This window comes from Roseburia inulinivorans DSM 16841 (assembly GCF_000174195.1).
Lineage (GTDB): Bacteria > Bacillota > Clostridia > Lachnospirales > Lachnospiraceae > Roseburia > Roseburia inulinivorans.
Genome location: NZ_ACFY01000161.1, coordinates 52482 through 65693, shown reverse-complemented (window position 1 = coordinate 65693; position 13212 = coordinate 52482). Strand labels below are relative to the sequence as shown.

The following is a 13212-nucleotide window of genomic DNA, read 5'->3' as shown; positions in this document are numbered from 1 at the left end:
AAACAGAGCGATGTTTGTAATGGAATATGTTCATTTATGGAGGAAACATGAAAAAACAAAAGATATTTTTAAAAAATAAACAATTATTAGGATTTTATCTGGTGGTGGGAGTTCTTTTTTCTGTTATCAGTGTTGTTGCACCATCTATATCCGGAGAACTGGTAAATGCGGTTATTTACCGTCAGGGAGATGTGAAAGTATATTTGTTTTTACTTGTTTTAACATATATACTTTTACTACTGTTTTCCATTGCGGATCAGTATTCTTTTCAGTATTTCCAGATTAAGGAAAAGAATGCAATGCGAAACGAACTGTTTCAGGCATCCCTAAAGAGAGGAAATCAGGAAAAAGAGCAAATTGCAGCATTTACATCGTTTGTGAATAATGATGTGCCGAATATTGTAGAGAATTATTATGGTGGTACGGTTGATATTATAAAATGTGTCTGTATCATCATTTGTGTTGCATTAGAACTTTTTCAGATTCATTGGCTTTTGGCGGTAATTATTTTTGGAAGCAGCATATTGATTATTATGATTCCGAATATCATGCGTGGATATGCGTCGAAAAATCGAAAAAATTACGGAGAAGCACTCGAAAAATTTAATGCAGTGCAACAATCGCTGTTAAGCGGAGCAGAAACTGTAAAGGTGTGTTTGTATAGAAGCAATGCCAAAAGAATGATAGAAAATAAGAACAATGAGATTGAAAAAGAGGAAAAACGTTTGCGAAACTGTCAGGTAAGTGTTTACGGGCTTGCCGGAGGTATGCAGATATTGAAAAGATTTTTAATTCTTGCGGTAGGCGTGTATCTAATTTATAGAAATATCATAAAGGTAGGGGGACTTTTGGTAGCAGTCCAGTTGGCAGAAGTACTGGCTGCACCAGCAGAAACACTTGCCTATCTGTTAAATGCAAAAAATGAAGCAAGACCACTTGTAGAAAAATATGAACAGCTTGCAGAAACAGAAGAAGACCGGGGAAAAACAGATATCAACGATATAGAAGATATTTGTGTGGAACACTTATCCTACGGGCGAAACGGAGTAAAAATAATCAAAGATGTTTCTTTCACCTTTGAAAAGGGCAGAAAATATATGTTGACTGGATCAAGCGGAAGTGGAAAATCAACGTTTTTGAGATTAATAGGAAAACTACAGGAAGGTACATATCAGGGAAATATCCGCATCAACGGCATTTTACTGGAAGAGATAAATATGGATTCTTTATATGGAAAGATGGGAATCGTATTTCAGGAGCCGTATTTATTTGGATTTTCACTAAAAGAAAATATTATTATGGGGCGCAATGTAAAAGACAGCGATTACGAAGCAATTTTGAAAAAATTAAATCTGGGCTATTTGTTGGAACGCTTCTCAGATGTGGAACTTGACACAGAAATGGTAGCAAAATTATCGGGAGGTGAAAAGCAGCGGATTGCATTGGCAAGAGCGATGGTTGGAAAGCCGCAAGTGTATCTGTTAGATGAGATTACTTCCTCTTTAGATGAGCAGAATGCCCGGGAGATGGAAGAAATACTGTTAGCCGAAGATGCTATGGTTCTTTATGTGTGTCACAAAATCATACCAGAACTGAAAGGACAGTATGAAATGCTGACATTTTAGGAAAGTAAAGGAAGCCAGAAAAGAATAATCCGTAATCATACGGTTGACTTTGAAAAAAACAATGTTATAATGCATATAGTATTAAAAACTACATATCATAATATCTATATTCAATACGGCGGTTTCTGTATATAGATGATAGACAATAAGTGGAAAATGTATATTGACATGCGACAAAGAAAAATTTTTGCATATTTAAAAAAAACATGAAATTTCATATACTTTCCACAAGTAAGAGAGAATATAGTTGTGAGAGCCTAAATATCTATACAAAAGAGACAGATAGGTTGATTGGTGTGGAAAACGGAGGATTAAGAGATGGCAAATTTAGTAGAGACAATGGAAAGAAAAGCATTTGGTGTCGCAGTCGATGCAACATTAAAAAATCTGAATAAGGATCGTGAGAAAGCACTTCTGCAGATTGTTGACCTTACAGAGAAATTTATGGGAAACAACTTCAGCAAAGAAGCGTATGATGGCGCGAGAGCAATGATCAAAAATCCAGATCATAAATGGATGAGATATGTAAACCGTCTTTTAGACGAAACAGATCCACACGTTGCTAAAATGACAGCATTAAACCTTGGTTTTCAGGCTGCATTTTTAGGAACAAAGACAATCCGTAAGATGAGGGAAGTGCACAACTGTAACATTCCGTGGCTGATCTTAATGGATCCTACTTCTGCATGTAATCTGCATTGCACCGGATGCTGGGCAGCAGAGTATGGTAATAAGTTAAACCTGACATTTGATGAGATGGACAGCATTGTCACACAGGGAAAAGAACTTGGTATTTACTTCTATATGATGACAGGTGGCGAACCACTGGTACGTAAGGCAGATATTATCAGGTTATGTGAGAAGCACAATGAATGTGCATTCCACTGCTATACAAACGGAACGCTGGTAGATCAGGCCTTCTGTGACGAGATGAAGCGTGTCGGAAACCTTTCCTTATCTATTTCTCTGGAAGGATTCGAAGATGCGAACGATTTCCGTAGAGGAGCCGGTGTATACGATAAAGTGCTTCATGCAATGGATCTGCTCCATGAAAATGGATTGATTTTTGGTAACAGCGTATGCTATACTCGTAAAAACATGGACGCAGTTACTTCCGACGAATTCTTCGATCTGCTGATCGAGCATGGCAGCCGTTTTGCATGGTATTTCCATTTGATGCCGGTTGGTATGAAGGCAGCTCCGGAACTGATGCCTACAGCAGAACAGCGTGAATATATTTACCACAGAATCCGTGAGGTCCGTGCAAAAGAAGGCGGAAAAGAAATCTTCGTTATGGACTTCCAGAATGATGGTGAGTTTGTCGGCGGATGTATCGCAGGCGGCAGAAACTACTGCCACATCAATCCAAAGGGAGATGTTGAGCCTTGCGTATTTATCCACTACTCCGGTGCCAATATCCGTGAGAAATCATTGCTTGAATGTCTGAAACAGCCATTATTCATGGCATACAGGGATGGTCAGCCATTCAATGACAATATGTTAAGACCATGTCCAATGCTTGAGAATCCGGAATTGTTACAGAAAATGGTACATGAGACCGGAGCACATTCTACCGATGTGGAAGAGGCTGAGCCGGTAGAACATTTATGCGGAAAATGCGAAGCATATGCATGTGAGTGGAAGAAGACTGCGGATAAACTGTGGGAGGAGCATCCTTATCATCAGAAAGGATACACAAATTTCAAGAAGAAATAAGAGGCGAGACCAATTAGTAAAAAGCAGAAAAATCTTTTGAAATGGCTATTTGTAATTTTAATTATAGGAGCGATCGTATATACCTTCCGGGATACAGCGGGACCAATCTTAGAGCAGTTAAAAGAAACGACACCGTCTGTTCTCGCAGGTATATGCGTGATGTCAGGGATATATTGTCTTGTTGAGGCACTGATCACTACAGTGCTGGCAAAACAGTATAACCCTGATTTTCGTTATCAATGGGGAATAGAAAATATGTTTTTCTGTTCCTTTTATCGTGTTGCGACACTTGGAAGCGGCTCCGGTGTTGCAGCGATCATTTATCTGAATGAACACGGAGTTGATTATTCGAAGGGATTTGGAATGTACATGCTCCAGTATGCATTCCATAAGATCAGCATAGCGATTTATTCGGCGATTTTCTTTTTCCTAAGCTGGAATTATATGTGCGGACATTTTGGAGGTTATACCTGGCTGCTTCTGGCGGGGTATGCTATCACCATGGTGATCACACTGGCACTGATCCTGTTCTGCTGTTCCACAAAGTTCCATCAGCTGATTTTTGCAATGCTTGATTTCTTTAATAAAAAGGGAAAGTATGACGCATTGGAACACCAGTTGAGAGAACAGTGCGCAGATCTGGAAACCGCTTCTAAATATCTTCTGCATAAGAAGAAAATGGTCGCAGGTGTGGTCGGTCTAAACCTGTTAAAACTCTGTTTCTGGTATGGAATGCCATACCTTCTTTTTGCAGGAGATAAAAATATTAATATGGTGGAAACCATGGCGATCACCGCATTGTCTGTTATGCTTGCTGCCGTAATTCCGGCACCGGCGGGGATTGGTTCCACCGAGTTTGTATTTACCGGACTTTTTGCAGGGATTGTCGGGACGGGCATAGCCGGTTCGGCGTCTCTGTTATATCGTTTTGCTACTTTTGTTTTTCCATTTCTGATCGGTGTGGCTGTGGTGATCACACGAAAGATCAGGGAACGGCGGGCAATGGAAAATCTCTGATGACGCAGTCTGCATAGATGCAAGGGTTGATACCTCATAATGATTTTTCCATAAAAGTCATTGTGGGGTATTTTTTTGAGAAAAAAGAGGTCTTAAGAAAAGATTAAGCTTCACAAAATTGACAAATTTTTATGGGATGATAGAATATCGTTGGTAAAGTGTAAAAAATGGGTAAAATCGAGGTGAGATGCACGGGCGGATGCAGCGTGTGCAGGAATTACAGGGAGCAGGAAGATGAAGATTCGTCTGAAATTTGAAAAAACAAATCTGATACGTCTTATCGTGGCAATGATTTTTGCAGCGGTATTATATTATAAAGTAACATTTCCGATTTATGTGCTGGCAGGTTTTGGAGCCTGCTATTTCCTGATCAAAAGTCTGGAAATTGAAATTAACAATAAATGGTTAAAACTGGCATTGAACGTGGTACTGCTTGGCGGCAGCAGTGCGATGACTGCTTATATGGTACAGTATCTTTTGCTGGATGCGGAACTTCGGGCAAGGATCATGGACAACAAAATGTTTTTGAACGTCCTGTGCTGTCTGGTGATATATCTGGCGGTTCAGGTGTTTACGAAAAATGTGGGTCTGACCTGCATTATTTCTCATATGGCACTGATGATTTTTGCGGGGATCAACTATTTTGTCTATCTGTTCCGTGGAAATGAATTTATTTTCAGTGATCTTCGTTCTATTTCCACCGGATTAAGTGTGGCTGGAAATTATGAGTTTGTGCTGGATGACAGAGCAGTTTACGTGGTACTGCTGTCGGTACTTTATGTGGCATTCGTGCGGAAAATCCATGTGAAATTTGAAAAAAGGCTGTGGATGGCAGTGGTATGTATTTCCATTGCGGTATTCTGTTGTGCTTATATTGAAACCGAGACAGAAGGCACTGTGACTGAGACGTGGGAGCAGAAAGGAAGCTACCGCAACGGTTATATCTTGAATTATGTGTTGAGTATCCGTGACTGCTTTATTGCGGAGCCGGACGGATATTCCGAGGAAGTGGTGACAGAACTTGAAAACCAGTATAGCGGCGATGGAGAAAGTTATGTAAACCAAAATATAGAGAAGAAACCGACGATCATTGTGGTGATGAGTGAATCGTATGCGGATCTTTCCGTGGTGGGAGATTTTCTGACGAATGAACAGGTGACACCGTATTATGATTCCCTGCAGGACAATATCATGAAGGGACATGCCCTTTCCTCCGTTTTTGGTGCGAAAACGCCAAACTCTGAATGGGAGTTTATGACCGGAAATTCCATGGCATTTCTGCCGAGTGGTTCTGTCGTGTATCAGCAGTATATCAGCGACACACCGACATCCATTGTCTCGAATCTGAAAAATATCGGTTATACCTGTGTGGCGATGCATCCTTACTATGAAACGGGATGGAGCCGCAATGCGGTTTATCCGACTATGGGATTTGACGAGACGCATTTTATAGATGATTTTGACCAGACAAAACTGTTGCGGAAATATATTACCGACCAGGAGCTTTACGAGAGCATTGTAGAGCGGTATGAGAGTAAAAAGTCGAATGAAGACCTGTTTATCATGAGTATTTCCATGCAGAACCATGGCGGTTACACGGAAAAATACCCGAATTTTAATGAGCAGATCCGGACACTCGGAGCAAGTTATTCCGATGCGAATCAGTATCTATCGTTGCTTCATGAGAGCGATAAGGCGCTGGAATATCTCATCAGCTATTTCCAGAGCGTGGATGATCCGGTGGAGATCGTCTTTTTCGGGGATCACCAGCCGAGTCTGAACACGAATTTTTACAAAGGGCTGAACGGAAAAGGTTTGTCGGGGCTGACAGAGGATGAACTGGAGAATCTTTATACTGTGCCGTTCTTCATCTGGACGAACTATGAGACAGAGACAGAGGAAGTTCCGATCACAAGCCTGAATTACCTCTCCACCATGGCGCTGGAGCGCGCCGGGATCGCACTTCCGTCTTACAATCAGTTTTTGGCGGATATGCAGCAGACGATTCCTGCAATCAATTCGAGGGGATACTATTCTGTTTCCAGTGGCTGTTTTAAGCATTTGGAAGAGGCAGTGGGAGAAGAGGCTGAGTGGATCGATCGGTATCAGATTTTGCAGTATAACAATATGTTCGACAAAAAGAAGCAGAGTAAGGTTTTCTTTCCATATTTACAAAATCAATAATGGAAGAAATATAAATTTAGGTATTGAAGATTGTGACAAATTAACAAGATCAACGAAAACACGCTTTCGCTACATGTCGCTCGCAGCGGTACTAAGAAAGCAGCAGTCGTATTTCTTATCTGATAAATCAGAACGAAACACGATTGCTGCTTTCTAAGAACCGGCGGCTCCCTAGTGTTTTCTTTTGCTCTTGTCAATTTGTCACAATCTAATTTACGTTATATATAAGTTTCACAATGAAATGATAGGTGGTATACTGGGAAAGAAAAGATGATGGCAAACACCTACAAGACGATAGACAGGTAAGGAGATACAGAAGAATGGAAATGGTAACACTTGGAAAGACCGGGATCACGGTCAATAAGAATGGATTCGGGGCACTCCCGATACAGAGGATCAGCACAGATGATGCAGTTGCACTTGCGAGAAGGGCATATGAAGCTGGCATGACTTTTTTTGATACGGCAAGATTTTATACGGACAGTGAGGAAAAGCTGGGGGAAGCATTTGAGGGCATGAGGGAAAAGATTTACATTGCCACAAAAACGGCTGCCCAGAATGCGGAGGACTTCTGGAAAGATTTAGAGGTTTCCCTGCATAATTTAAGAACGGACTACATTGATATTTATCAGTTCCACAATCCATCTTTCTGCCCGAAGCCGGGGGATGGCACCGGATTGTATGAAGCGATGTTGGAGGCAAAAGCGCAGGGAAAAATACGCCATATCGGAATTACAAACCACAGACTGGCAGTGGCAAATGAGGCAATTGATTCTGGTCTGTATGAGACATTACAGTTTCCATTCTGCTATCTTGCGACAGAAAAGGATCTGGAACTTGTGAAAAAGTGCAAAGAAGCGGATATGGGCTTTATTGCGATGAAGGCACTTTCCGGTGGACTGATCAATAATTCGGCAGCAGCTTATGCATTTGAGGCACAGTATGATAATGTACTTCCTATCTGGGGTGTCCAGAGAAGATCAGAACTGGAAGAATTTATTTCCTATATCGACAATCCTCCGGTGATGAATGATGAGATCAAAGCGCTCATCGAGCATGACAGAAACGAATTAAGCGGGGAATTCTGTCGTGGATGTGGTTATTGTATGCCATGTCCGGCAGGAATCGAGATCAATAACTGTGCGAGAATGTCACTTATGCTGCGCCGCGCACCATCGGATGCACAGCTCACACCGGAAATGCAGGCGAAAATGAAGAAGATTGAGAATTGCCTACATTGCAACAAATGTAAGAGCAAATGTCCGTATGGACTTGATACCCCAACTTTGTTACAGAAGAATTATGAGGACTACAAGAGAGTGCTTGCCGGTGAAGTGAGCGTGAAATAAAAAAATCTGTAATTGTAAACTATGGCTTCATTTTCAACATAATAATCGTGTGAAAAGTGAAGGTTTCACCATCATAGTACATCTGCATATTTCCGTTATAGTTATGAACAATTTTTTCTATGCTCTTAATACCAAAGCCATGTGCCTGTGGGTCAGGTTTGGAAGAAACAAGTTCCCCATTTGGAGAGAACGGATTGCAGGCACATGAGTTAATCATTGTAATAATGATAAATGGGGTATGTTTTCTTTGAGCAGCAGTGATTTCAATATAGGAATCCTTGATATGATTTGAAGCCTCCACCGCATTATCCAGCATGTTACAGAATAGAGAAGTAACATCTGAATCAGAGAGGAAAGTAGTGGTATTACTGCGGATATCTGCGTGAAATGCAATATGCAGATCATTACACACTTTTTTATAGCGGCACAAAATATTATTTAATATTTTGTGATCACATATCTTAGAAAATTCCAATAAATCAGAGGACTGCATTAGTTGATCAATGTAAGCTCTGATTTTTTCATTCTCGTTATCTTCATTTAACAGTGCAATGGATTGAAGATGTTTTTTCATATCATGGATTAAAATACGCTGATTTTCGTTCTGCAGATGTAACATTTCATAATACCTCGCTGAATCCGACTCTTGTTGGAGCAATAACTGCATTTCTGTAAATTCCATATTTTTTTTTGATGATACTGATTGATTCCGAACATAAGCAGATTAGCTGTCAGTAGAAAAACAGCACTCAATGTAATCATCCAGTCAAGAGATGGTGGAAGGGTGGCGTTTTCTCCAATATTTATAAACGTGAACATAACAAAGACAGAGGCTATAGGGATGAAAACAAGCAAAAATATGGACTTATCATACTGCCGACTGCATTTTTCCTGCTTTTTTATAAAATGAATGAGGAGATATATAACAGTAAAAAATATAAGTTTATTAAAGACTGTAAAAACCAAAAGATGATTAAATTCCCTACCATTATCAAGGAAATGAGGAGCAAACCGCTTGATAATTCCATATACTATCAACTCGCTCATGGACATAACTGCTGTCAGGATAGATGAATGAAATAATGCTGTGTACCAATTTAGATAAAACTGGATAACTAAGAAAATGAAATTCAACAAAAAATAGAAAGCTACATTTAACCATATAGATTCAAACAGCGAACAAAAAAACAGGATAAAATATAAGCAGCATAGTGCGATAAGTTTTACCAAGAGTTTGCGTTTGGCAGAAAACAGATTGGAGGAATATTGCCAAAGTATAATTGCTTCTACAAGAAAACTGAAAAAATAACAAATAGCATTTTTCATCTGGTTTACCTCGTACTATCTAAATAAAGAAGATAGGCTTCTTTAAATGCGCTGTATTTCCTTTTTGTCAGATAGGCATGGAATTGTTCATCCGCCATGTGAACAAGAGTACGGTCAAAATCTGTGACATGTTCAAAATTGATAATGAAACTGCGGTGTGTCTGGAAAAAGCAGTTTTTGGGAAGAAGCTCCAGCCAATACTGCATATTGCGGATGGATTCAAAATCACGCTGAGTTGTATGTATCACTACTTTTCTTCCCTGTGCCTCCACTGCTATGACAGAGGATGCGGGAAGCGTATGTACACCCTGTTTTGTTTCAATGGGAATTTTGATTGTCATGGTATTATACAGGTCGACAGCATCTTTCATATTACGGAAAAACCGCTGTTTATCCAAAGGCTTTGACAGATACCGAAATACGTGAAAACGCATTGCTTCATCAAGATATTCGGAATAAGAAGTCACAATAAAAATAATGATATTATCATTTCTTTTTTTAATTCATTTCCCACATAGATGCCATTCATTCCGGGCATTTCTACATCAAGAAAAAGAATGTCTTTTTCACCTTTGTCTGCCAGTAGAGATTCCCCGTCAGAAAAACAGACCAGTTCAGGACATTTCACACCGATTTTTTCAAAAAAATTTCTTATATATTTCTGAAGCTGTTCGACTATCAGAGCATCATCGTCACAGATGAGTATTCGCATCTTTTTCACTCCATTTACAACGTATAATTTCCTCTACATTATACAATAAAGGTTAGGAAAATACAAAAAAACTGTATGAAAAGACATTTTTTAGTGGATTTTGGGCTTGAAGTTAAAAAATGGAAAAAAGTAAGAGAAATTCCCGCATAGAATGCTAAGAATGCGGGAAATGCAAAATTATGAAAGCATATAGCCGTCTTTGGTATTGTTTGTGCTATTTCTTTTTACAAGAAGTTCAATAAAATCTTTGGCAAGTTCTATATCGGACTGATTGCATAGACGTAATTTATCTGAAATATCTTGTGGAATGTTATATGCGTGCATTGTTCCAAGCAAAAGATAATCGGGCGTAACATTAAGGCATCTGCAAATACCGATAAAGGTATCCAGACTTGGCTTCTGCCTTCCGTTTTCTGTGGAGGACATATGATTGTTTGATATTTCAAGAGCCTCTGCTAATTCTGCCTGTTTTATTTTCAATTCCTTTCGGCGTACTTTTATGCGAGTTCCCATTTCTTTATACTGAAATTCCATATGAATTACCTTCTTTCTTATTGTATCTTATCAATAGAAACAGCAAGAACGAAGAATGTGATACAGAAATATTCCGTGTTACATATAATTTAATTAATTTATTGCATAATGTTTTCTGTATCACATATATTTTGTGCGTGAAAAGTTTTATTTTATCCCAAAATTGCAAAGAATTGTTCTGTTTATACCAAAGGACTCGTTTATAGAAGGAAAATCGTTTATTATAGTTCCTGTGAATATCAATGATAATCTGGAGAGAGGAGGAACTTGCAATGAAAGGTAAGTTATCAAAAGCGGTTGCAAAGGGAATGGTATCAGTTTTGAATACATTTCTGCGTGCTGATGCAAATTCAGCGGCATGTGTTATTACATATCAACCCAAAGCACCAAAAGAATTAGCAAGATACAGGAGAACGAAATGATTGAGAAATGCGCAAATACAATAGCAGACTGGCTGATAAATTGTGAGGTTGTAAAGGAAACAGATAAAGAATTATACAGTTATGCTGTGTATAGTATTCTTTTGTCGCTATCTCCGTTGTTGCTAGCCATAGGATTTGGGATTGGTATGGGATGTGTCGGGCGAAGCGTCATGATAATCATGCCATTTGTAATAATCCGGAAGTTTAGCGGAGGATACCATACAAAACACGCATGGTCGTGTCTGATATGGTCATGCCTGCTATTAGTATTGTGCATGGTATTGTCATTTCACATCAAATGTGGATGGGTACTTGCATTGATTACTGTAGGAGCAGCTGTAAGCCTGATTTGTTTTAGTCCGATTGACAATGAGAACAGAGTGTTGAGCCAAGAAGAATGTGGTTGTTATAAAATGATAACAGCTGTGCTTGTAATAATATTTATGCTTGTAGATGCGTTGCTTTTTGTGTGCCAGTTACATATATATTCAATATGTATTTCAATTGGTATTATGTTGTCTGCAGGGTTACAGCTTCCCTACATTTTCAAAGAATTGAGAAAAATGTTGACGAATTGACCAAATAAAGGCAAAAAATGTCGTTTGGCGCAGAACGTATTGAAATCATGACAATATAAGAGATAATGAAGTTGTCATTGATTTCACGAGGATTTAGTAGTAGAAGGGAGAATTGCTTATATGAGAAAAATAAAAAAATTTTTGCCGCAAGCACAATGGCTGCTATGTTGATGTTGCCAACATATGGGGCAATGGCATCCAGTGTTTCATTTGCTAACTTTACATTTACAACTATACCATATGCAGAAAAATGGGAAAGAGTGACTTCAAAAGCGAAAGTTGACAATGAACAGAATTGGTATCTTACTTTAACACAAAAGAGTGAGTTGGATTCAAAAGAAGTAAGGGCTTTGGCTATATCAAATGATGTTGATCCGGCAATGCATGGACTCAATCCATATCCACTGAAATCGACAACGACGTCGAGTGGAGCTATAAAATATCAAAAACAAGTTACAAAGAATAGGACATATTCTCTTTATGTCAGTGGAAATGAAAACGTAAGTAAACCTCATAAAATTGTAATTTCGGGAAGATATACGTCATAATAAAAACACCGGAGTCTGATTGACTTCGGTGTTGTGAAAAAGGAGATTTATGAAAAAGAAAGTGCTTATAAAATGGATCATTGGCTGTGTAATGCTCTGTATAATGTTACTGGTATTATGGAAAAGGACGCATATAAATTATGATGAGTATTCAGAAAAAACTTCTGATATGCAACATGATGAGGTAGAAGAAATCAGATTTCCTGATTATATCAATGAAAAAGTGAGTGACGGCCTGGTGTTTGATGCAGAGGTTGTAATTGGAGAAAATTTTGATCCTGATAATTTTTATGTGAGTACGGCAAGGATTATGAAACCGGATGAAGAAAAATGGAAGCAGTTTTTTGGGGTAGATAATACGTGGGATTATAATGTTTATGAAACAGAAAGCCGTATAGGGGATAAAATCGAATTTCAGACGTATACAGATAAACAGGAAAATACTTTGTATTTAACATCAGAGGAAGCATTGTGGGCAAAGCAGGATATGGTATTTATTTATAATGTTCTGGATACAAATGAGTATAGTCCACAAAATAATGGAAAGCTTTTTTCTGAAAAGATGGATCTCTCTTTTGAAAGCAGACAAGATAATTTACGTTCCGTTTTAGATAAAATGCAGCAAATAGGAATAGATGCAGCGGAGCTGGAAGTTCACCAGGAATATGATTTAAATGTAGATAAGTTAAAGGAACAGGAAGAAAAAAAGATTGAAGCAGGGGACATAGAACAAAGTGAGAAAAAAGAGTCATGGTCAACTTCGGATGAGGCATATTATTATTATCTGGACGAAACGACACAGGGACTCCCGGTTTTTTCTAAAAGAAGTGTAAATGATTATTCAGGGGATGAACGATCACAGATTATTGTGTGTGCTGGAAATGATGGAATACGTTATCTGTATATGAAATGGTTTTTTTTATTTGATATAGGGGATGACAAGGTAAAATTTGCACCAATTGACAACATTAAAGAATGCATCAAAAGAAAATATGGAAAAACGTTAGATGAGAACTGTATTACTGTAAAAAAAATGGTATTGGGAGTTTATCCATTCGCAACTGATAAGGAGAAAAATGCAGTTGTTCCGGTCTGGATATGTTTTTTAGAGCGAAAAACAAAAGGCAGTGAGTATGTAGAAAAATTATATGTTCCGATTAATGCGATTACAGGAGAGGAATTTTACGATATGGAGGGGTAA

Annotated in this window: 13 protein-coding genes; 9 read left to right on the top strand and 4 right to left on the bottom strand. The window is 38.6% G+C overall.

Features of this window, described 5'->3' with window-relative positions:
* Positions 1–47 precede the first annotated feature (47 nt).
* The 5 genes from ROSEINA2194_RS17590 (at position 48) to ROSEINA2194_RS17570 (ending at position 7891) form a co-directional block, all read left to right on the top strand.
* Entirely contained in the window at positions 48–1625 is a 1578-nt protein-coding gene (locus tag ROSEINA2194_RS17590) for an ATP-binding cassette domain-containing protein (protein ID WP_044928745.1), read from the top strand.
* A 318-nt stretch (positions 1626–1943) separates the two neighbouring features.
* The gene (locus ROSEINA2194_RS17585; protein ID WP_007890229.1) at positions 1944–3341 is read left to right on the top strand and encodes a radical SAM/SPASM domain-containing protein; all 1398 of its coding nucleotides are present in this window, start codon (positions 1944–1946) and stop codon (positions 3339–3341) included.
* A gap of 36 nt (positions 3342–3377) precedes the next feature.
* Positions 3378–4358 carry a lysylphosphatidylglycerol synthase transmembrane domain-containing protein gene (locus tag ROSEINA2194_RS17580; RefSeq protein WP_007890228.1) on the top strand — a complete coding sequence of 327 codons (981 nt, stop codon included), beginning with the start codon at positions 3378–3380 and terminating at the stop codon, positions 4356–4358.
* Positions 4359–4592: 234 nt separating this feature from the next.
* Complete coding sequence (locus tag ROSEINA2194_RS17575) at positions 4593–6542, top strand: LTA synthase family protein (RefSeq protein WP_007890227.1); 1950 nt, start codon at positions 4593–4595, stop codon at positions 6540–6542.
* Between the two features lie 320 nt (positions 6543–6862).
* On the top strand, positions 6863–7891 hold the full coding sequence (locus ROSEINA2194_RS17570) for an aldo/keto reductase (RefSeq protein ID WP_044928743.1): 1029 nt from the start codon (positions 6863–6865) through the stop codon (positions 7889–7891).
* Between the two features lie 19 nt (positions 7892–7910).
* On the opposite strand, the gene ROSEINA2194_RS23285 is transcribed toward ROSEINA2194_RS17570, so the two are convergent.
* The 4 genes from ROSEINA2194_RS23285 to ROSEINA2194_RS17555 form a co-directional block, all read right to left on the bottom strand.
* Positions 7911–8510, bottom strand: a complete 600-nt coding sequence (locus ROSEINA2194_RS23285) for a sensor histidine kinase (RefSeq protein WP_007890225.1) — start codon at positions 8508–8510, stop codon at positions 7911–7913.
* A 712-nt stretch (positions 8511–9222) separates the two neighbouring features.
* The gene (locus ROSEINA2194_RS22380) at positions 9223–9588 is read right to left on the bottom strand and encodes a LytR/AlgR family response regulator transcription factor (RefSeq protein ID WP_252832727.1); all 366 of its coding nucleotides are present in this window, start codon (positions 9586–9588) and stop codon (positions 9223–9225) included.
* Positions 9589–9680: 92 nt separating this feature from the next.
* Positions 9681–9929 (bottom strand): response regulator, encoded by a 249-nt coding sequence (locus tag ROSEINA2194_RS22375; protein WP_007890222.1) that lies wholly within the window; start codon positions 9927–9929, stop codon positions 9681–9683.
* A 177-nt stretch (positions 9930–10106) separates the two neighbouring features.
* Positions 10107–10463 (bottom strand): helix-turn-helix domain-containing protein, encoded by a 357-nt coding sequence (locus tag ROSEINA2194_RS17555; RefSeq protein ID WP_007890221.1) that lies wholly within the window; start codon positions 10461–10463, stop codon positions 10107–10109.
* Positions 10464–10735: 272 nt separating this feature from the next.
* On the opposite strand from ROSEINA2194_RS17555, the gene ROSEINA2194_RS17550 reads away from it, so the two are divergent.
* The 4 genes from ROSEINA2194_RS17550 (at position 10736) to ROSEINA2194_RS17535 (ending at position 13212) form a co-directional block, all read left to right on the top strand.
* Positions 10736–10885, top strand: coding sequence for a cyclic lactone autoinducer peptide (locus ROSEINA2194_RS17550; RefSeq protein ID WP_044928740.1), 150 nt, complete (start codon positions 10736–10738; stop codon positions 10883–10885).
* Entirely contained in the window at positions 10882–11463 is a 582-nt protein-coding gene (locus ROSEINA2194_RS17545) for an accessory gene regulator ArgB-like protein (RefSeq protein WP_007890218.1), read from the top strand. Before ROSEINA2194_RS17550 ends, ROSEINA2194_RS17545 begins: the two co-directional genes overlap by 4 nt.
* Positions 11464–11534: 71 nt before the next feature.
* Positions 11535–12011 (top strand): hypothetical protein, encoded by a 477-nt coding sequence (locus ROSEINA2194_RS17540; protein ID WP_172727165.1) that lies wholly within the window; start codon positions 11535–11537, stop codon positions 12009–12011.
* A 49-nt stretch (positions 12012–12060) separates the two neighbouring features.
* Positions 12061–13212 carry a hypothetical protein gene (locus ROSEINA2194_RS17535; protein WP_007890216.1) on the top strand — a complete coding sequence of 384 codons (1152 nt, stop codon included), beginning with the start codon at positions 12061–12063 and terminating at the stop codon, positions 13210–13212.

Excerpts from the sequence above, each read along its gene's own strand:
- ROSEINA2194_RS17590 (WP_044928745.1), top strand. The coding sequence starts at position 48 with ATGAAAAAACAAAAGATATTTTTAAAAAATAAACAATTATTAGGATTT.
- ROSEINA2194_RS22375 (WP_007890222.1), bottom strand. The coding sequence starts at position 9,929 with ATGCGAATACTCATCTGTGACGATGATGCTCTGATAGTCGAACAGCTT.
- ROSEINA2194_RS17575 (WP_007890227.1), top strand. The coding sequence starts at position 4,593 with ATGAAGATTCGTCTGAAATTTGAAAAAACAAATCTGATACGTCTTATC.
- ROSEINA2194_RS17550 (WP_044928740.1), top strand. The coding sequence starts at position 10,736 with ATGAAAGGTAAGTTATCAAAAGCGGTTGCAAAGGGAATGGTATCAGTT.
- ROSEINA2194_RS17535 (WP_007890216.1), top strand. The coding sequence starts at position 12,061 with ATGAAAAAGAAAGTGCTTATAAAATGGATCATTGGCTGTGTAATGCTC.
- ROSEINA2194_RS17570 (WP_044928743.1), top strand. The coding sequence starts at position 6,863 with ATGGAAATGGTAACACTTGGAAAGACCGGGATCACGGTCAATAAGAAT.
- ROSEINA2194_RS17555 (WP_007890221.1), bottom strand. The coding sequence starts at position 10,463 with ATGGAATTTCAGTATAAAGAAATGGGAACTCGCATAAAAGTACGCCGA.
- ROSEINA2194_RS17545 (WP_007890218.1), top strand. The coding sequence starts at position 10,882 with ATGATTGAGAAATGCGCAAATACAATAGCAGACTGGCTGATAAATTGT.
- ROSEINA2194_RS17585 (WP_007890229.1), top strand. The coding sequence starts at position 1,944 with ATGGCAAATTTAGTAGAGACAATGGAAAGAAAAGCATTTGGTGTCGCA.
- ROSEINA2194_RS23285 (WP_007890225.1), bottom strand. The coding sequence starts at position 8,510 with ATGTTACATCTGCAGAACGAAAATCAGCGTATTTTAATCCATGATATG.
- ROSEINA2194_RS22380 (WP_252832727.1), bottom strand. The coding sequence starts at position 9,588 with ATGAAAGATGCTGTCGACCTGTATAATACCATGACAATCAAAATTCCC.